The following is an 18,983-nucleotide window of genomic DNA, read 5'->3' as shown; positions in this document are numbered from 1 at the left end:
CGTAAAGTCTAATTATGATTAGACTTGAACGGCTCACCTTCAGCCGCAACGATGGCGACAAACAACGGCTTATCTTTGATGGCCTTAATCACGAGTTTAAACAAGGCAGTCAAATTGCCTTGCTTGGGGATTCCGGTGCCGGCAAAACCACGCTGCTGCGCTTGATAGGCGCTCTGATCCCATTGCAGCAGGGCAAGATCTGGATCCGTGATACTGAGTTATCGGCTCTGTCTGAGACCGAGCGCGCTCTGCATCGACGGAAACAGGGGGTGGTGTTTCAAGATTGCCAACTTCTGTCGACCTTAACGGTTCGTGACAACATCCTACTGACCTACAAGCTAGCGGGTTTAACTGGCGATCCCGAGCTATTCCAATCGCTCACTGCCGATCTGGGCATCGCTAAGTTGTTAGATCGCTACCCGCAGCAGCTGTCTGGGGGTGAACAACAACGTGTTGCCATCGCCCGGGCGTTGATCCACCAGCCGCAGCTGGTGCTGGCCGATGAACCCACCGGCAACCTGGATGAAGGCAACTCACAGATCGTTGCCACGATGCTGCGAGAGCTGACCCAGGCTCAGGGGGCGACATTGCTGATGGTGACTCACAGTCAAGGACTGGCCCAAAACTTTGAACAGCGCTGGTTTTTGCGCAATGGCCAATTGCAGCCACTGGACAGCATCCATGAATAAGCTGTGGTGGCGTTTATGGTTGGGAGAGTGGCGCCATCACGCCTTGCTTTATACTTGGTTGTTATTAGGCTTGGTGCTTGCGGCGGGGCTGCTTAGTGGCGTGGAGGTACTCAATCGCGCCGCCACCAGCAGTTTTAGCGAAGCGGAAGGCAACGGTAGCAAGGTCGCCGCCTATCGAGTGCATTCTCTTAATCCTGGCTATCATATTCCGCACGCGTTTTGGCTCAAGCTACGCTTGCAAGGCATCGCCGCCGAGCCAGTATTAATTGGCCGCTTACAACACGCCAATGGTGACTGGTTGCCCGTCAGGGGGCGATCTCTTCCCAGCGTTAATGGCGACAACCAGTGGCACACACTCGCAACCGAGCAAACCGCACAGCGACTGGGCTGGCAACCGCAACAGTTAGGCACAACCACCGATCAGCAATCGATACCGGCGCTAAAAATCGTGGCAGGGCTAGGCAGTTGGTTGTGGATGGACATTGCCCCAGCGGCAAGGCTATTGGGTAGCGGTGATAAGGTCTCATATCTGGAGATCGCGTCTCTTAGCAGCAGCCAACAGCAATGGCTCCAAAATCAGCTGGAAAGCGATTGGCAACTGCAACCGCAAGATCAGCAACAACAACAGCAACAGCCGCTGTTGGCCGCCTTCAGTATGAACCTCACTGCGCTGGCGATATTAAGCTTTTTGGTGGGCATATTACTGGCCTATCACGCGCTTGCCAGTTTGGTTGGGCACCGCCGCTACCGTTATCAGATCTTGCTGCAACTGGGGATCACCAAAAACCAGCTGGTTCAGATCACCGCATTAGAGTTAGTGCTGCTGAGCGCCTTCGCCGGGATCACCGGTAGCCTGTTGGGGGTGACCTTAGCGCAGTGGCTCAGTCCCGGAGTTGAATTAACGCTAACTTCCTTATACCAATCCGAATCGGTATTTGAGATCCAATGGCACTGGCTTTATGGGGCTTACTGCTGTGGCTTGATGTTACTCACGCTGTCGTTGCTGCTACTGGGTACCATCACCCCGTGGCAACGGTTCTATCCGTATCGATTTATGGTGTTAGTGCCACTGTTGGCGCTGGTGGTGTGGCTTACGGTTAATGCCAGCAGTCAATTGCAAGCGCTGCTGTTATCGGCATTAACGCTATTGCTGGCCATGTTACTGATCCCAACGCTGCTTAATGGCGTGGTGAAACGATTGCAGCGCGCATGGCCCAATGCGCCGGTTACGGTAAGTTGGGGCTTAGCGGATCTGCGTCAAAGTCGTGGCAGTTTGACCATGGCACTTATCGCTATTTCGCTGGCGCTTGCCACTGCCATCGCCACTCGGATCCTGACCGGTTCTTTCGCCATCGCGTTAGAGCAACACCTGAACCAACGCTTGTTTGCGGTGGCTTACATTCGTGGGCCATCGCAACAGCTGACGCAATGGCAGCCGTTGCTTAATCAAGTGGAACAACTGACCGACCTAAAAACCTTGAGTCAACGCCGAGGCGAGAGCGCAGGGCGCACCACTGCCATTAAAGTGGTGTATTCCCAAATGGTGCCAACCGACACCTTCCACTTTAAGGACGCCAGCACTGATTGGTGGCAAGCCGCCAGCGATGGCCAGTGCCTAATCAACGAGCCCATGGCGTTGCAACGGCAATTAGGCCTGGGGGAGTCCATTACAGTGCACAGCGGAGCGGCCACCATTACCTGCGACATTGCCGGGATCTACTACGACTATGGCAATCCAAGTTGGGAGATCACCCTAGAGAGAAGTTTTGCTGAAAGCGTGATGCCGCAACTGCCGCTGCTTGGGTTGGGGTTTAAAACGGCGCAGATGGGTTATAGCCAGCCGTTGGCGCTGCAACTTGAAGCGTTAGGTATTCCTGCGGCGGCGATCCATTGGCAGCAAGATCTGTTAAAAACCGCTCGCAGTATGTTTAACCGTACTTTCGCCATCACCGATGCGTTAGCGTGGTTAACGCTGGCGGTGGCGTTGATCTCTTGGCTCGCCAGCCTAATGGCACAGCGGCGGATATGGGCACCAACCAATGCGCTGCTGGCCACCATGGGGATGACACCGCGGCAGTTGTTTGCTGCTCGGATCGGCCAACTGACGCTGCTCCTCTCTATTGTGTTAACTTTTTCATCGCTGCTAGGAATGGTGCTTGGTTGGCAACTGTTGGCGCGGGTTAATCCGCTGACCTTCGGTTGGAGCATGCCAATCTACCCATTAGCAGGACAATGGTGGCTGTGGATAGGAGTCGTAATGGGGCTGTCGTTAGCACTCGCATTGATGCCAACTCGCTCTAGCAGTCACGCCACGGGAGAGCGAGTATGATTCGGGTGTTGTTTTTCGCGGTGGTGCTAATTTCGGTGTTAGTGCTGGTTGGCTACCAGTCCCCCCCAAGCAATCATAACGCCATGGAGGAGGGCACCAAAGTGGTGCCGGGTTACCCAATAAGCTTTCCCCTCGATCACGGCCCGCACAACGATTACGGCCTGGAATGGTGGTATCTCACAGCGAACCTAACGGACGAAAACGGTGAACATCATGGGCTGCAATACACCCTGTTTCGTTTTCGTGGCCCTCAAGGCGAACAAGGCCCTTGGTGGCAAGGCCAGTGGTATATGGCGCACCTAATGTGGGAACACCAAGGTAAGCACCAAGCGTGGGAGCGGTTCGGTCGCGGTGCGGGCCAAGCGGGAGTAGAGTCGCAGCCATTTGCCGCCTGGCTCGATGATTGGCGTCTTGCCAGTGTTGGCGAGTCCTATCAGCCACTGTCGTTACAGGCGGGCAATGAAATCGTTGCCTTTGATCTGCTGCTAACGGATTCACCACTCATTTTGCATGGCGATAATGGCTATAGCGATAAAAGCGGCGATGGCAGTCTCGCGTCTTACTACTACACCTTGCCCCGGTTACAGCTGTCAGGGGCGTTAACTGTCGCCGGCCAACGCTTAGCGGTCACCGGCACCGCTTGGCTTGATCGAGAGTGGTCTTCAGCGTTGCTGGATCAGCGTTTTAGCGGCTGGGATTGGCTGGCGCTTAATCTGGATGATGGCAACAACCTGATGTTGTTCTGTTTGCGCGGCAGTGGCTCCAACCCAAGTAATTGCGAAGCCACCTGGATGAGTGCCGACGGCGACAGCCAGCATCTCGATGCGGATCAATTTCAGCTGCGCCCACTTCAAACCGTACAAATCGATGACGGCAGTTACCCTGTGTCGTGGCAGGTGATGGTGCCATCAAAGCAGCTTGACCTTACCGTTATCAGTCGCAGTCAAGATCAGCTTAATCGACTGACCACAACCTACTGGGAAGGGCCAGCTACCGTAAGCGGAAGCCACAACGGTTATGGCTTTATTGAAATGACCGGACGGGGGCAGTAATTTTGATTAACGTTGGCAATATAGCGATGGTAAAGTAGCGATCGCGAATTCCCACAGAAGTTGTAGAGCCATGTTTGAGAAGATAAAACTAGCCCCAGCCGATCCTATCCTCGGTCTTAATGAATCCTTTAAAGCAGACAGCCGCGACGGCAAAATCAACCTGGGTGTTGGTGTCTATAAGGATGACTTAGGGCAAACCCCGATCCTTAAGTGCGTTAAGCAAGCCGAAGCGCTGATCCTCGAACGCCAGAAAACCAAGAGCTATTTGGGGATCGATGGCCACATCGCTTACCGTCAGCAGATCAAAGGACTGCTGTTTGGTGCGGAACATACCGTACTTCGCGATGACCGCGTGCGTGCTGCACAGGCGCCGGGCGGTACCGGTGCGTTACGCATCGCCGCCGATTTCATCAAAGCCAACCTTGGCGAGAAAACCGTGTGGATCTCGAACCCAAGCTGGGCGAACCACAAGCAGATTTTCAACACGGCTGGATTAAACACCGATCAATACCGCTATTACAACGCTGAAACCAAAGGACTCGACTTTGCTGGCATGCTGGCCGATTTGGATGCTCTTGGGCCCAATGACGTAGTGGTACTGCACGCGTGCTGTCACAACCCAAGCGGCATCGATCCTACCTTGGAGCAATGGCAGCAGTTGGCCGCCAGCGCCAAGAGCAACGGTTGGTTGCCGTTGTTCGACTTCGCTTATCAGGGCTTCGCCACCGGTGTTGATGAAGACGCCGCCGGTCTGCGCTGTTTTGCCGAACAGTTGGGTGAGCTGATCATCGCCAATTCGTTTTCTAAAAACTTTGGCTTATACAACGAGCGCATCGGCGCCGTCACCGTTGTTGCCGTTGATACTGATGCCGCTGAGCGCGCATTGTCGCAAATCAAGCGAGTGATCCGCGCTAACTACTCCAACCCACCAAGCCACGGCGCTGAAGTGGTTGCCACGGTTTTGGCGGACGAGCAGCTGCGCGCTTTGTGGTTACAAGAACTGGCCCAGATGCGTGAACGCATCAAGCTGATGCGTACCGCTTTAGTGGAGCAGTTACAGCAGTCTGGCGTGGAAGGCGATTTCAGCTTTATTGAGCAGCAAAATGGCATGTTCAGCTTCTCTGGTTTAACCCCAGAACAAGTAGCGCGACTGAAACAAGAGTTCGCCATCTACATCGTTGGCTCTGGCCGCATCAACGTGGCGGGGATCACCAACGACAATCTGCCGCATCTGATCGCGGCGATTAAAGCGGTGTCTTAATCGGTTTGTTGCGGGCAATAGGGAGCCTTATGGCTCCCTTTTTATTGCCTTTTTGACTGGCAAAGGTGGCGTAGCTCAACAACACTTAGGCCAGCTATGGATTCAAGGAGGGATCATCGTGACGGAGATATTGGATCAAAACAAAGTGGCGCAGATGGGCGCCGATGCCGGTGAAGATATGCTGCCGATGTTGTTGCAGATTTTCGTTGAAGAACTCGAAGCCAGCCACGCAGAGTTAACGGGTTGCGAACATACCGAGCTGGCTGGGGTAGCCCATAAGGTGAAAGGCTCTGCGGCGACTTTTGGGGCGCTGGCATTGCAGCACGTTAGTATGCAGTTAGAGTATGCGGCCAAGGGGATTGAGCCGGCGGACACTGAGCAGCTTAAACAGCAATGCCTAGAGACCATGACACAAACGCTGTCGGTGTATCGTACGGAGTTCGCCCTTTAAGTGTTGATGATTTCAGCAATCACATTTTAAAACATGAGCTTAGTCATACTTCCCATGTTTCGATGCCGATTTCATATTGCGGCTTAGCAGTGAGTCTGGTTTAATGCGCTCCGTTGTTTAGGCAACAGGTCGCAGCCTATTGCGACATGAAATTTGGCGCGTTGGCAGAGTGGCTATGCAGCGGATTGCAAATCCGTGGACCTCGGTTCGACTCCGGGACGCGCCTCCACATTATCGAGAAAGGCTCAAACTTCGGTTTGAGCCTTTTTTGTTTTTGATGCAAATCAAACTCTTTTCAGTTAGCTCTGCTGCAGCCGCTGGTGGAAAGAGATCTGTGATCTCATCGTCATTGGTCAGGCTGCGTCAAAATTACAATGGTCGCTATCACGCGCGAGTTTTGGTTTTACGCGTGGTTAAACCGATGGGATGACACAATGGAACTGTTACGCGTAGAGAAACTTGCCACCACGGCTAAGCAGTTTGACTTAGATTTAAACATCAATCAGTTATGGGCCTTTGTGATGGTCTGTCGCAACGAAGGGATCTCCTCTAGCGAACTGATGAAGGCGACAGGGTTAACCAAAGCCACCGCAAGCCGTGCTTTGCGTTTGTTGGCTGATAAGGTTGATCCCAAACGGGTTGGGTATCATTTGGTTGAGTTACGCCATGATCCGAAGGATTACCGAGTGCGCCGGGCATTTCTGACGGAGAAAGGGCAAGCGTTTAAACTTGCGCTGCAACAGGCGATGATTTGAGGTTGTCAGGTCGAAATCGAGTGACAAAAAAGGGAGCCTTATGGCTCCCTTTTTAAAGCGTGAAGGCTTACATGCCAGCGCGCAGCTTATCCCAGTAATCAGAGTAAAGCTGGATGGCGTCGCCAACGTCGGATTGGAACTCACCAGCTTCAATCACTTCGGCCGGTGGGAACACCAGTGGGTTACCGGCAAAATCTGGGTCCATCAGTGCTTTGGCTGATTTGTTTGGGGTAGGGTAGCCAATTTCAGCGCTTACCCGTGCAGCCACTTCAGGGCGCAGCAGGAAGTTCAGCATCTTATGGGCGGCTGCTACGTTTTCAGCACCGGCTGGAATGGCTAAGTTATCCATCCAAAAAATGGCGCCTTCGGCTGGGTAGATCATGCTGATGGCGGGATCTTCCTTTTGCGCTTCGTAGGTAGAGCCGTTCCAGATCATTCCTAACGACACATCACCGGCCACGTAAGGGCTGCCTGGGTTGTCTGAGTTAAAGGTCAGTGCATTTGGCATCAGCTTACGCAGCAGCTCGTAGGCTTCTTTAATCTGCTGAGGATCGGTGCTGTTGCTGGAGTAACCCAGAATCCGCAGCGCCATATGGAACACTTCCCGTGGATCATTCATCAGCATCAGTTGACCCTGCCACTTCGGATCCCACAGATCTTGCCAAGAGGTAATGCTGGCCGGATCGATGTCGTCAGTGTGAATGCCAATGCCGGTCGCGCCCCAGATGTAGGGCACGGAATAGGTGTTCGCCGGATCGTAGGCTTTATCCAGCATGGCTTGGTCGAGGTGTTTGAAGTTGCTCAGCTGCGACTTATCGATCGGCTGCAATAAGCCAGCATCGGCCATTTTTTTCACGTAATAGGTGCTAGGCACCACAATGTCGTAGCCTTTGCCGCCCAGTTGGTCGACTTTGGAGAACATCATCTCGTTTGAATCGTAGGTGGTGTAGATCACCTTGATGCCGGTCTCTTGCTCAAACTCTTGCAGCAAGCCTTCCGGAATGTATTCAGACCAGTTGTAGAAATACAGTACGTCGTCTTTGGCGGCGGCCGCAAAGGCAGTAGAAGCCAGTACTGCAGCCATCAACAGAGATTTTAAGTGGTTCATCAAATTACCCTTGTATTTTATGCAGCGCTTAACGGGTGCTTAGGCGCTGTGTTTTTGTTTTAACAGAAATTGTGAGATCGCGACCATAACCAGCGATAACACCAACATCAGCGCAGCAAGCGCATTTACCGCAGGCTTAACGCCCACTTTCACCATTGAAAACACTTTCAACGGCAAAATTTCAAAACTTGGTCCGGTGACAAACGAACTAATGATCACATCATCCAGCGACAAGGTGAAGCTTAGCAACCAACCGGCCGCGACGGCAGGAAAGGCCATCGGCACCAAGATTTTTGAAAATATACGCCACTGGCTGGCGCCGAGATCGCGGGCGGCTTCAATCAAGAAAGGATCAAAACCAGAAAGGCGACTGTAAACGCTGACCACCACAAACGGCAGACAAAAGGTGATGTGGGCGATCAGTAACGACCAAAAACCAAGACTGATCCCTAGGGCCACAAACAGCGCCAGCAGCGAGACGGCCATTACGATGTCTGGTGAGGCCATCACCACAAATAACATACCGTTCAGTGCGGCCTTGCCGCGAAAGCGGTAGCGGTGCAGGGCAACGGCAGCCAAGGTACCGATAATGGTGGCGGCGGTGGCGGCGACAACGGCAACCAATAACGAATTCATGGCCGCGTCCATCAGGCTGCTGTTGTGCCACATTGAACTGTACCACTTGGTGGTGAACTCACCCCAACGAATGCCACTTTTGGTGCTGTTGAAGGAGTTGGCCACCAACACCACAATTGGCAGATACAGATAGAAGAACAGCAGTGACAAGAAGCCCCACTTAGCGATGTTTTTCATCATGTTCAGGCTTCCTTCACACCACGAACGGCGCGGTAATACGCCCATAACAGCACGGCCATAATGGCAATCAAGCTGACGCTAAGCGCCGCGCCAAATGGCCAATTGCGCGCCACTAGGATCTGATCTCGGATCACGTTACCAATAAGCAAATTACCGGCACCGCCAAGCAGATCGGCAATGTAGAACATGCCCAGTGCCGGCAAAAACACCAATAAGCAGCCCGAGATCACCCCTGGTAAGGTGAGGGGCCATACCACGGTGCGGAAGGTGTTCACCTTGCTGGACCCCAGATCTCGTGCCGCTTCTAAGTAACTGGTTGGCAACTTTTCGATGGCGCTGAACAACGGCAAAATCATAAACGGCAGCAAAATGTACACCAACGCAATGATCACCGCGGTTTCGGTGTACATCATCCGGATCGGGCTATCGATGATCCCCAGCTCCATGAGTGCCTTATTGATGATGCCACGATTACCCAAAATCACTTTCATCGCGTAAGTGCGGATCAATGAGTTGGTCCAAAAGGGCACCACAATCAAGAACAGCAGTAAGCCTTGCACCTGTTTCGAACAGGTGTTGATCAGCCACGCCGCAGGGTAGCCAACAAGCAAACACAGCAAGGTGGTGATCCCAGCTAAATAGATTGAGTGGCCAAGCACTTTAGCGTACAGCGGATCAATTAGTTTAGCGTAGCTATCCAGGCTGAACTCGGGCCGCACTAACTCTTTCAAATCGTGGGTTAGGAACGATGCCACCAACACCATCAGATTGGGAAACAGCACGAACAGCACGAGCCAAGTGGTTAATAAGCCAAGGCTTACCCACTTGAACTTATCGTTAGCCTTCATAGGGCAATACCACTTCCCAGCTTGGTACCCAAGTAATGGCCACTTGCTGACCTAAACTGTGGTCAAAATCGGGGTCATCTTCATCAAAGAACTCAGAGATCTGCAGCTGCTTGCCGCTGTCGAGTTCAATCACCGAGTCCAACGTCATGCCTTTGTAGTTACGCTCTAACACTTTGCCGTGTAACCCTTGTTGCTGCTCGCCGTCTTTCACTTCCACCAAACGCATATCTTCAGGGCGCAGCAGTACGTGCACCTGTTGACCCACGCTTAATTCAAGATCACTGTGAACGGTAAACTGGCGCTGTTCGATGCGTACTTGGTACTGATTGCCAGTGGGATCGGCGATGACGGTAGCGGCAAAGATGTTGGACTCGCCAATAAACTTGGCCACAAACAGATTGGCTGGGCTTTCGTAGATCTCTCGTGGGCTGCCTTGCTGCTGGATCACGCCTTCGTTCATCACCACGATGCGATCAGACATCGAGAGGGCTTCTTCTTGGTCGTGGGTAACAAACACAAAGGTGATGCCAAGCTGGCGTTGCAGCCGCTTTAGCTCATTTTGCATCTGTTTACGCAGTTTGTAGTCCAGTGCGCTTAGGCTTTCATCCAGCAGCAATAGCCGCGGCTTATTCACCACCGCCCGAGCGATAGCAACTCGCTGCTGCTGGCCACCAGAAAGTTCTGCTGGCATCCGCTGGGCGTATTCTTGCAGCTGCACAATGTTCAGCACTTGTTGCACCCGGCTGGCAATCTCGGCTTCGGCGACTTTCTTAGTACGCAGGCCGAAGGCGATGTTATCGAACACCGACATGTGCGGAAACAACGCGTAGCTTTGAAACACGGTGTTGATGTGGCGTTGCTCTGCAGGCAATTTGGTAATGTCGTCATTACCTAAGTAAATGGTGCCCGCATCAAGGTTTTCTAACCCAGCGAGGATCCGCAGTACCGTTGTTTTGCCGCAGCCTGAAGGGCCAAGAAGTGTGACGAATTCGCCATCGTAGATGGTCAATTCGAAATTGCGAAGAATGGATTTGTCTCGATACGCTTTATCAGCGCCGTGCAAACGGAGAACCGTTGAAGGAGTGTCGTTGCTCATCAAATCTATCACGCGGCGCAATTGCCGCCTCAGCTATGGCTAAAAAAAGGAGCTCGGATATTACGCGCATGTGGTTAAGTCCCAAAGTGTTTTTTACCTTTAATATGGCAAAATGCTGTGTCTTTGAGCAACCATTCGCAGTTTGTAAGATTGGCGTTGTTAAGATGTTGACAACAACTTTATTTTAGCTTGGTTTGACGATTTTTCGCGCTGGCCGGTTGGTTTCGCTGAAGCACAACGCAGTTCTGGCAGTTGCCTCATTGTGTTGGGCTTTTTGTCTGTTAGTGTTGGCGGGTATACTAGGGCTTTGCTTACTACTGTAGTTACTGACTTAATGTTCAAACTCGACCTACTCGCGGATACGTTAAAACAATCTTTCTTGCTGGCACGCAGCAGCATTCAACCTATGCTGGGGGCCGCAACCTTAGTGCTGGCCATTCTGTTTGGTGTGGCACTGCTGGGGTATCAACTGATTGTTGAGTACTGGGGGGTGGATCCAAACTCAGAGCAAGCGATTAACGATGCGTCGTTCCCGTTGCAACTGGTGATACTGATCATCGCTGCCCCCTTTGAGGCCGGATTGGCTTACATGGGCTGGCGTAAAGTGAATCAGCTACCCACTACGTTGGGCCAGTTGTTTGGCCCCTGGGCTATTGCCACCCCACTGATTGTGATTGCGATCTCTTCCAGTATGTTGGCGAATCTCGGCTTGTCGCTGTTTTTGCTGCCGGGGTTGTATTTGATGGCCGTATTAAGCTTTGCCAATTTATATTATCTATTCCGCCGTGGCTCACCGCTTAAAGCGATGTGGGAATCGGCACTGGTGGTACACCAAAATCTGCTGCTGATTATGGTGTTCCATGTGGTGATGGGATCGCTCATTGTCGTGTCTGCCGTACCATTTGGCTTAGGCTTGATCTTAACCATCCCAATGTACTTTTATGGTAAAGGGCTGCTGTTTAACCAGCTGTTCCCGAACTATAAGCCCAATGGCAGCGATACCCCTGCCGCAGAAGCAAGCCCTTCTCAGGATAAATCGAGCAGTTTTGAGGCCTAAAACAAAATGAAAACCGGACGCATGAAACGCATTACCCTGGCGTTATCTGCCGTTGCCTTTGGCTTGGTGATTATCGCCAGCCAAATTCCAACGCAGAAACTGGGGCTGGATAGCTTACCGTTAAAGAAAAATCCCGCTCGCAGTGACGCGCCAGATTTTGCCGCCATGGTGGACGTTGCCGCCAAAAAAGATCAGTTCTTCTCTTATTTACGCCCCAAAGTAGAGCAGCAGAATGCTCAGATCGCCGAGAAGCGTGAATTTTTGCTGCAACTGCAGCGCAAATTGCAGCAAAAGCGCAGTTTATCGAATGCCGATCGAGACGAGCTAACCGAGCTGGCAACCCAATACAAGGTGCAACTGCGCAGCATTGATGCAGCCGCGCTCACGCTGTTGTTAGCTCGAGTGGATGTGGTGCCCGTTGATATGGTGTTGGTGCAGGCCGCCAATGAATCTGGTTGGGGCAGCAGCCGCTTTGCGATTGAAGGCAACAACTACTTCGGCCAATGGTGCTTCAGCCAAGGGTGCGGTTTGGTGCCTAACGCCCGCAGTTCCGGCTTGAATCACGAAGTGGCGCGTTTCACCGATACCGATGCGTCAATCGCCTCCTATCTGCATAACCTCAACACCAATGCTGCCTATAAAGAGCTGCGCGAGGTTCGTAATTGGCTGCGTCAGGCCGATCAACCGGTAACCGCCGCGGATCTGATCCCATCGTTAACCGCTTATTCCGAGCGGAAAAACGAATACGTTGATGAGCTGCTGCAGATGCTGAAGCACAACGAACGCTTGCTGTAAGTAAAAGCGGCCATCGACCGAGACAAAAAACGCCCGCAAATGCGGGCGTTTTTATGGTGGTAACAACCTAATGGTGTTTACGGCTGAAACACTTGCACCACATCAATGCCTTGTTCGCGTTTGCGATCCAGATTGATGTTGCCGCTGTTTTCAATATCAAGGAAATCAAAGGCGGGCAGATCGGCTTCGGCCACTTGGCCTTCAAACTTGGCGTTCGGATCTTGTTTTAAACTCACAAAATCAAACTGCTCCCGATCGACCATTTGCGATGGGGCGGTGTTTTGCATCGCCGTAAAGATGGTTTCAATCCGGCCTGGGAATTGTTTGTCCCAATCCACCAGCATCTCTTTTACCTGCTTACGTTTTAGGTTCTCTTGGCTGCCACACAGGTTGCACGGAATGATCGGGAACTGTTTGAGTTCGGCGTATTCGGCAATGTCTTGCTCGCGGCTGTAGGCCATTGGGCGGATCACCACGTTAGCGCCATCGTCCGACAGCAGCTTTGGTGGCATCGCTTTCATTTTACCCGCGAAGAACATATTCAAGAACATGGTCTCAACGATGTCGTCACGGTGATGGCCCAGCGCAATCTTGGTGGCGCCAATTTTTTGAGCAAAACCATAGAGGGTGCCACGGCGTAAACGCGAGCACAAAGAGCAGGTGGTTTTCCCCTCTGGGATTTTATCTTTAACGATGGAGTAGGTGTCTTTTTCCAGAATATGGTAAGTCACGCCGGTACTTTTTAGGTAGTTCGGCAGGATCTCTTCTGGGAAGCCTGGCTGTTTTTGATCCAGATTAACCGCCACCAGTTTAAAACTGATTGGGGCACGCTGCTGCAGGTTCTGCAAGATGTCGAGCATGGTGTAGCTGTCTTTGCCGCCAGACAAGCACACCATCACCACATCGCCGTCTTCGATCATGTTGTAGTCTTCGATGGCGCTGCCCATCTCACGACGAAGTCGTCTCTGCAGTTTGTTATGGCGTAATTTCTGTGTTTGGCTGAGCTCTTCCACCAGCAACCCTCTTGTTCGGTAATGATCAGGGCGGGCATTTTACAGCATGAGCGCCACGGGTAAAGACCCGCGCCATTACTGGGCGGGCCTTTTTCATGTTTCTGCTGGTGAGGCTTGGATCAGCGGTTCACTGGGCTCACAAAGCTGTCGGGTTTCTCGGTCAGCAGATCGCAATTGAGCTGATCGATAACGTGTTCGGCGGTATTGCCGATCAACGCAGCGGAAAGCCCAGAGCGGCCAATGGTGCCAATCACAACCAATTCCGCATCCATCGCTTGGGCGAGATCTGGGATCACATCTTCGGGCATCCCTTCAAGTACATGGCAATGCTCGGCGTTGATGCCGTGCTCGGCGGCCATTTCGTGAATGCGGCGTTGGTGGTGCTCTTGCAATGTTTTGTTGTAAGCGTGGGCATCAAAATCCGGCAACTCGATGGCGATGTTCACCGGTGTGCCAGGGTAGGCGTTAACCAAATGCACCTGGCCCTTAATGAGCTCGGCCAACACTTGGGCGCGCTTAATCAGCTTATCGTTCAGCAAGCGGTGCTCATTGTCTTCGGCAGCCACGTTTACGGCGACCAAGATCACCCCATCGTCTGGCCATTCGTGCTCTTTAACTAACAGCACTGGCATCGGCGCTTTACGCATCAGCGACCAATCGGTGGGGGTAAAGATCACCGACTTGAGTTTGTCGTGCAGATGAGTGCTTTTGAGGATCAGGTTGCAGTTGGCTTCTTGCGCATGCTCGATGATGCTCTCGAAGGGACGATTGTGCCAAGAGAGTTTGGTTTGTACATTCAGCCCAGCTTCACGCAGGGGCAGGGCCAATTGTTCAAGCCAGCGTTGGCGCTGTTCCACAATGCCATTGCGGAGGGTTTCTCTGTCTTCAGCAGACAGCATCGAGGTCATCTCGTAGGAGAAGTCGAAGATGCTCATAAACAGAGTTAAATGGCTTTGGCATGTTTGTGCCATTAACTCGGCACGCTTGAGCGCGGGTTGGGTGTCGCGGCTGGGGTCAATTACAACAAGGATATGGGGGTAATCGCTCATTTCAGTTTCCTCATCAAGCGTTATTTACCTTGATGTTGGCATGAAATGAGCGATTTATCTTGTTCTAGATCAGCATTACTGTCGTTAATGAATGGAAATTGAATTGGCTTCGTTTAGCACGAGCTGCGGTTCACGCCGGCAATTTCAGTTAACGCATCAACATTGTGGATATTGATGTATTTTCCTTTCACTTCAATCAAGTTGGCCTTTTGGAATCGGCCTAATAAACGACTGATGGTTTCGACCGTTAAGCCCAAGTAATTGCCGATGTCGCCACGGGTCATGGTTAGGCGGTATTCTCGGCTCGAGAAGCCGCGACTGCCAAAGCGAGACGCTAAGTTCGTCAGAAACGCCGCCAAGCGTTGTTCGGCGTTTTTCTTCGACAACAGCAAGATCATTTCTTGATCGCTGACAATCTCGTTGCTCATCAAGCGCATCATCTGCTGCCGCAGCGCCGGTGATTGAGCAGAGAGGGCATCAAGATGGTCGTATGGGATCTCACACACCATGGCCGTTTCTAACGCTTGGGCAAAACTTTGATGCTTGCTTTGATGGATCCCATCAAAGCCCACCACATCGCCGGCCAGATGAAACGCGGTGATCTGTTCTTCACCGGATTCGGTAATGGTGTACGACTTGATTGAACCAGAGCGAATGGCGTACAGCGATTTTAATGGCTCGCCAGACTGAAACAGCAGATCGCCTTTATGGATCGGCCGTTTACGCTCAATGATATCGTCGAGTTTGTCTAAATCCGTAAGGGATAAAGAGAAGGGGATGCACAGGGTTTTCATGCTGCAGTTATGGCAATGGATCTCATTACCCAAACCGAGCTTACGCTCTCCGTGCGATTTGTTGCAGTGGATCTCTCCGCTGCCTGATTGCTCAAACGTCATCCTGACTTACCCACCAGTTAAAGCAATTGATTTAGCGCAATATATGACATTTGCGCGCCATAAGCAATTAGGACTAAACCACTAATAATTCTTAGTTTTTTCTTTCTTAAAAGAGTCGCTAGTAAGTCTGATGCTGCGCCCATCGTCACCAAGGCTGGCAGGGTGCCCAGACCAAATCCCAACATAATTTGAGCGCCATTGAGCGCGCTGCCTGATGCCAGTGCCCAGGTTAAGGTGGAGTAGACCAAACCACAGGGCAGCCAGCCCCACACCATACCTGCACCAATGGCCTTAGCCGGAGTGTCGATGCGATTAAGGCCACGGCGCAGTGGTTGCAATAAACGCCAAAACGGCTGGCCTAATCGTTCAATTTGACTAAGCCAACTGAGCCACTGGGCCACATACAACCCCATCAGCATCAGCATCAGCCCTGCAACCGCTTGCAGAACGCTCACCATATCATCAAGGTTGCTGATGGCGATAACAGCACCACTGGTGAAGCCGACTAACGCTCCAGCGATAATGTAGCTGCTGATCCGGCCCAGGTTGTAAGACAGGGTAAAGGTTAAGCGGCGCTGCAGGGTTAACCGCTGGGCGGCAGGTAACCCTTGGCTAAAGGCACCAACCACGCCACCGCACATGCCAAAACAGTGTCCGGCACCCAGCAAGCCAACCACTAAGGCGGCGAAAAAATCGTACTGCGCCATGGTTACTGCTTCGGTGGCTGGGTTTGGTTGTCTTCATCAAACAAAATGGACGATCCGGCTCGATCTAAATCATCATATTGCTTCGAACGGACAGCCCAGAAAAATACCGCAACGGCGATAGCAACAAAGATCATGGCGATTGGGATCAGCAGGTAGATGATTTCCATTTTCTATTCCTTTAACAGGCGCAGGCTATTGCCTAGCACCACCAGCGAGCTGAGTGACATTCCGGCCGCTGCCGCATAAGGCGCCACCAGGCCACTGACGGCCAAGGGCACAATAAGGCTGTTGTAACACAACGACAGCACTAAATTCTGCTTAATGATGCGGTTGGTGCGCTTGGCGGTGGCGATCCCCGCCAAAATTGGCGATAAACCCTCGCCCAGCAGGATCAGATCCGCATGACATTTGGCCAAGTCGGTGCCGTTGCCCATGGCCACCGACACATCGGCTCCGGCCAATACCGGGCCGTCGTTAATGCCATCGCCACACATGGCAACCACCTGATGTTGCTGCCGCTGCTGTTGTAAGTAGGCCAGTTTTTGTTCTGGGGTTACTCCATGCTGGGCATTATTCATCGCCAGTTCGCTGGCCAAGGTTAGCGCCGCAGGGTTGGGATCACCCGAAAGCATTTCACAGCGAAACCCCTGTTGCTGCAGCATACCGATGCTGCTGTGCGCGTCGGCTCGTACACTATCACTTACGCTGAACTTGGCGATTAGACCATGGTCTGCGGCTAGATAGATGCCGTTATCGTCATCGGCGCCGGTAAAGCCTGCGCGGCCAATGCGATAGTGGTTGCCCGCAACGGTGCCCTCGATCCCTTGGCCAATTTCATTGCGGTTGTGTGTGGCCACCAGATTAACATCAAAGTAGGGGCGAAACGCGCTGGCGTAAGGGTGGGAGCTGTGACTTTCCAGTGCCGCTGCAATCGCTAGGACTTCGTCTTGGCTCAACGTACTGTCAAAGCATTCCACCGCAGTAACGCTAAAACGACCGTGGGTTAAGGTGCCGGTTTTATCAAACAGCAAGGTGGTGAGTTTGGGCAGGGTTTCCAGTACCCGTGCACTGCGTACCAACAAACCGTGTTTGGTCATCTGCGCGGTGCCACAGGTAAGCGCAGCGGGGGTCGCCAGTGCCAAGGCGCAGGGGCAGGTGGCCACCAGCACCGATAAGGTGATCCAAAAAGCATCATCAGGGTTGGCAAAATGCCAGTAGCCATAGGTTAGGGCGGCGATAAGCAGCAACGCTGGCACAAACACATTGGCGATGTTGTCGGCCAAGTGTGCGATGGCCGGTTTGCTGGCCGCGGCGGCTTCTTGCAATCGCATTAGGGTGTTGATCCGCATCTGCGCCCCCACGGCCGTAACGTTGATGTCCAGCGGTTGCCCCAGATTCACCGTGGCCGCGTAAACACTGTCGCCCTGTAGCTTGGTGACTGGGTGTTCTTCACCGGTCAGCATCGCTTCATTAAGCTGGCTGCTGCCGCTGATCACGGTGCCATCGGCCGCCACGCTTTCGCCTGGCAGGATCCGAATGGTGTCTCCGGCCTTCAGTGCCTTGGCGGCGATCTGTTCAACACTGCCGTTGCGGATCCGCAACGCGGTTACCGGCACCAATTTTTGGCGGTTGCTGCTGTGTTCGGATGCTTTGCGGCGGGCGCGTTGCTCGGCTAAACGGCCAAGCAACAAAAAGAAGGTAAACATCGACACCGACTCGAAATAGACTTCGCCGTTGCCGCTAACAGTGGCAGAGATGCTGGCACCGTAGGCTAATAAAATGGCCAGTGACACCGGCACATCCATGTTGATCCGCAGCCCAAATAAAGCCCGGACAGCACTGAAATAGAACGGCTGGGCACTGTAAAGCACCACAGGGGTGGCAAACAGTAAGCTGATCCAGCGGAAAAAATCGCGGTATTCGGTTTCCAGATCGTAGAAGTAGCCGGTATACAGTGCGACGGCAAGCATCATCACCTGCATGGTGGCTAAACCGGCAAGGCCAACTCGCAGCAGCAAAGTTTGGCTGTTTTTGGCGTTTTCTTGCTCTTGTTGATCTAACTGAAACGGCGCTGCGCGATAACCGATGGTGCTGATCTCGGCCAGCAGTGACGACAAACTTTGTTGGCTGTCATCCCACACCAGTACTGCTCGCTGAGTGGTGGTGTTTACGTCGATGCGGATCACACCGTTGATGCGATTTAGGTGTTTTTCAATCAACCAAGCGCAGGCGGCGCAGCTGATCCCATCGATGCTTAAGAGCACTTCATTGTGATCGCCGGAGTGCGAGACGAACTCTTGCTGCACCTCGGTTAAATCGTAAGCCGTAAGGCTGGCAATCTCGGTCGGCAGATCCTGTCGCTGGCCGCTGTCAGTACGGTAGCGGTAATAGTCGGTTAAGCCTGCGGCCATGATGGCGTCGGCGACTGCAGCGCAGCCTGGGCAGCACATCGGCTGCGCTTGGCCATTGATCTCAGTACAGAATTGACTGTTAGCCGGAACCGGCTCAGCGCAGTGAAAACAGCTTTGTGACACAATAGCGACCTTAGTTGAGCCAGTAGGATTGTTCGAGCGGCAACGCTAATTTGGTTTGCAGCCGCCAAGCGCCATCGTAGTTGTCGATTTGGATGCGCCATTTGCCCTCAACTGGGGTGCTGGTAGTGATGCGGTAAACCCCGTCGCCATCGGCTGTTACGATCTGTTCAAAGTCGTTAGCCGCAATGGTGGCGTGGTGAAAACGAATAGTGATGGCAGTGCCAAGAGGATCGCCGCCATGCTGGCTAAAGGCGATGGTGTTGCCGCTTTGATCCAAACGAAACACTAAACCGAGTTGTTTCGCAGAGCGGATTCGGCTGAGATCCTGGTTAATCCCTTTGCCTTTTTTGTAGTAATCGTCAGCCACCAACGAGAATTGCGAAGTGCTGGCAAGATAGAAGGTGTAGATGGACGCGCTGACGGCGCACATCGGTAGCACGATTAAAAACCATGGCCAGAACTGCTTGTACCAAGGTTGAACTTTCATTCGGTTGTCCTTTCCGTAACTCAAAAATGTAGCTGAGGCA

General features: G+C 52.7%; 19 protein-coding genes and 1 tRNA gene. 9 read left to right on the top strand and 11 right to left on the bottom strand.

Annotation, left to right across the window (positions count from 1 at the left end; all coding sequences use genetic code 11):
- Positions 1–14: 14 nt before the first annotated feature.
- The 7 genes from Q0796_RS02980 to Q0796_RS02950 all read left to right on the top strand — a co-directional run bounded on the left by Q0796_RS02980 (position 15) and on the right by Q0796_RS02950 (position 6,537).
- Positions 15–689, top strand: a complete 675-nt coding sequence (locus Q0796_RS02980; RefSeq protein ID WP_298440145.1) for an ATP-binding cassette domain-containing protein — start codon at positions 15–17, stop codon at positions 687–689.
- On the top strand, positions 682–3,018 hold the full coding sequence (locus Q0796_RS02975; RefSeq protein WP_298440143.1) for an ABC transporter permease: 2,337 nt from the start codon (positions 682–684) through the stop codon (positions 3,016–3,018). The genes Q0796_RS02980 and Q0796_RS02975 overlap by 8 nt, the downstream gene beginning before the upstream one ends.
- Positions 3,015–4,070, top strand: a complete 1,056-nt coding sequence (locus Q0796_RS02970; RefSeq protein WP_298440141.1) for a lipocalin-like domain-containing protein — start codon at positions 3,015–3,017, stop codon at positions 4,068–4,070. The genes Q0796_RS02975 and Q0796_RS02970 overlap by 4 nt, the downstream gene beginning before the upstream one ends.
- A gap of 70 nt (positions 4,071–4,140) precedes the next feature.
- Positions 4,141–5,331, top strand: a complete 1,191-nt coding sequence (locus tag Q0796_RS02965; protein ID WP_298440139.1) for an amino acid aminotransferase — start codon at positions 4,141–4,143, stop codon at positions 5,329–5,331.
- A 118-nt stretch (positions 5,332–5,449) separates the two neighbouring features.
- On the top strand, positions 5,450–5,782 hold the full coding sequence (locus Q0796_RS02960; RefSeq protein ID WP_298440137.1) for an Hpt domain-containing protein: 333 nt from the start codon (positions 5,450–5,452) through the stop codon (positions 5,780–5,782).
- Positions 5,783–5,937: 155 nt separating this feature from the next.
- Positions 5,938–6,011 (top strand) — tRNA-Cys (locus tag Q0796_RS02955).
- A gap of 205 nt (positions 6,012–6,216) precedes the next feature.
- Positions 6,217–6,537 (top strand): MarR family transcriptional regulator, encoded by a 321-nt coding sequence (locus Q0796_RS02950; protein ID WP_298440135.1) that lies wholly within the window; start codon positions 6,217–6,219, stop codon positions 6,535–6,537.
- Positions 6,538–6,604: 67 nt separating this feature from the next.
- Here the strand turns inward: Q0796_RS02950 and Q0796_RS02945 are convergent, their stop codons facing one another.
- From Q0796_RS02945 to potA, 4 genes are read right to left on the bottom strand one after another with little or no spacing between them, the layout of a single operon-like run.
- Positions 6,605–7,645, bottom strand: a complete 1,041-nt coding sequence (locus Q0796_RS02945) for an extracellular solute-binding protein (RefSeq protein ID WP_298440133.1) — start codon at positions 7,643–7,645, stop codon at positions 6,605–6,607.
- Between the two features lie 39 nt (positions 7,646–7,684).
- Positions 7,685–8,461: a spermidine/putrescine ABC transporter permease PotC gene (gene potC, locus Q0796_RS02940; protein ID WP_363322300.1), complete on the bottom strand. Its 777-nt coding sequence runs from the start codon at positions 8,459–8,461 to the stop codon at positions 7,685–7,687.
- Between the two features lie 2 nt (positions 8,462–8,463).
- Entirely contained in the window at positions 8,464–9,309 is an 846-nt protein-coding gene (gene potB, locus Q0796_RS02935; protein WP_298440131.1) for a spermidine/putrescine ABC transporter permease PotB, read from the bottom strand.
- Positions 9,299–10,405, bottom strand: a complete 1,107-nt coding sequence (potA, locus tag Q0796_RS02930; RefSeq protein WP_298440129.1) for a spermidine/putrescine ABC transporter ATP-binding protein PotA — start codon at positions 10,403–10,405, stop codon at positions 9,299–9,301. Before potA ends, potB begins: the two co-directional genes overlap by 11 nt.
- 406 nt (positions 10,406–10,811) lie before the next feature.
- Here potA and Q0796_RS02925 point away from each other — a divergent pair, with 406 nt between their 5' ends.
- Both Q0796_RS02925 and Q0796_RS02920 read left to right on the top strand, forming a co-directional pair.
- Entirely contained in the window at positions 10,812–11,462 is a 651-nt protein-coding gene (locus tag Q0796_RS02925) for a hypothetical protein (protein ID WP_298440127.1), read from the top strand.
- A 21-nt stretch (positions 11,463–11,483) separates the two neighbouring features.
- Complete coding sequence (locus Q0796_RS02920; RefSeq protein ID WP_298440125.1) at positions 11,484–12,257, top strand: glucosaminidase domain-containing protein; 774 nt, start codon at positions 11,484–11,486, stop codon at positions 12,255–12,257.
- Positions 12,258–12,334: 77 nt separating this feature from the next.
- Here Q0796_RS02920 and ttcA read toward each other — a convergent pair whose 3' ends face one another.
- The 7 genes from ttcA to Q0796_RS02885 form a co-directional block, all read right to left on the bottom strand.
- Positions 12,335–13,273 carry a tRNA 2-thiocytidine(32) synthetase TtcA gene (gene ttcA / locus Q0796_RS02915; RefSeq protein ID WP_298440377.1) on the bottom strand — a complete coding sequence of 313 codons (939 nt, stop codon included), beginning with the start codon at positions 13,271–13,273 and terminating at the stop codon, positions 12,335–12,337.
- Positions 13,274–13,389: 116 nt separating this feature from the next.
- Entirely contained in the window at positions 13,390–14,319 is a 930-nt protein-coding gene (uspE, locus tag Q0796_RS02910; RefSeq protein WP_298440123.1) for a universal stress protein UspE, read from the bottom strand.
- Positions 14,320–14,432: 113 nt separating this feature from the next.
- A complete protein-coding gene (locus Q0796_RS02905) occupies positions 14,433–15,215 on the bottom strand; it encodes an FNR family transcription factor (protein WP_298440121.1) in 783 nt (260 codons plus the stop codon).
- Between the two features lie 17 nt (positions 15,216–15,232).
- Complete coding sequence (locus Q0796_RS02900) at positions 15,233–15,922, bottom strand: sulfite exporter TauE/SafE family protein (protein WP_298440119.1); 690 nt, start codon at positions 15,920–15,922, stop codon at positions 15,233–15,235.
- A 2-nt stretch (positions 15,923–15,924) separates the two neighbouring features.
- Positions 15,925–16,089, bottom strand: coding sequence for a cbb3-type cytochrome oxidase assembly protein CcoS (gene ccoS / locus Q0796_RS02895; protein ID WP_298440117.1), 165 nt, complete (start codon positions 16,087–16,089; stop codon positions 15,925–15,927).
- 3 nt (positions 16,090–16,092) lie between these two features.
- Positions 16,093–18,459, bottom strand: a complete 2,367-nt coding sequence (locus tag Q0796_RS02890) for a heavy metal translocating P-type ATPase (RefSeq protein WP_298440376.1) — start codon at positions 18,457–18,459, stop codon at positions 16,093–16,095.
- A gap of 7 nt (positions 18,460–18,466) precedes the next feature.
- Entirely contained in the window at positions 18,467–18,943 is a 477-nt protein-coding gene (locus Q0796_RS02885) for a FixH family protein (RefSeq protein ID WP_298440115.1), read from the bottom strand.
- Between the last annotated feature and the right edge of the window lie 40 nt (positions 18,944–18,983).

It is taken from the genome of uncultured Ferrimonas sp. (assembly GCF_947489035.1).
Taxonomy (GTDB): Bacteria; Pseudomonadota; Gammaproteobacteria; order Enterobacterales; family Shewanellaceae; genus Ferrimonas.
Note: the sequence above shows the minus strand (reverse complement) of the source record. Positions and strands in the feature narration are given on the sequence as shown.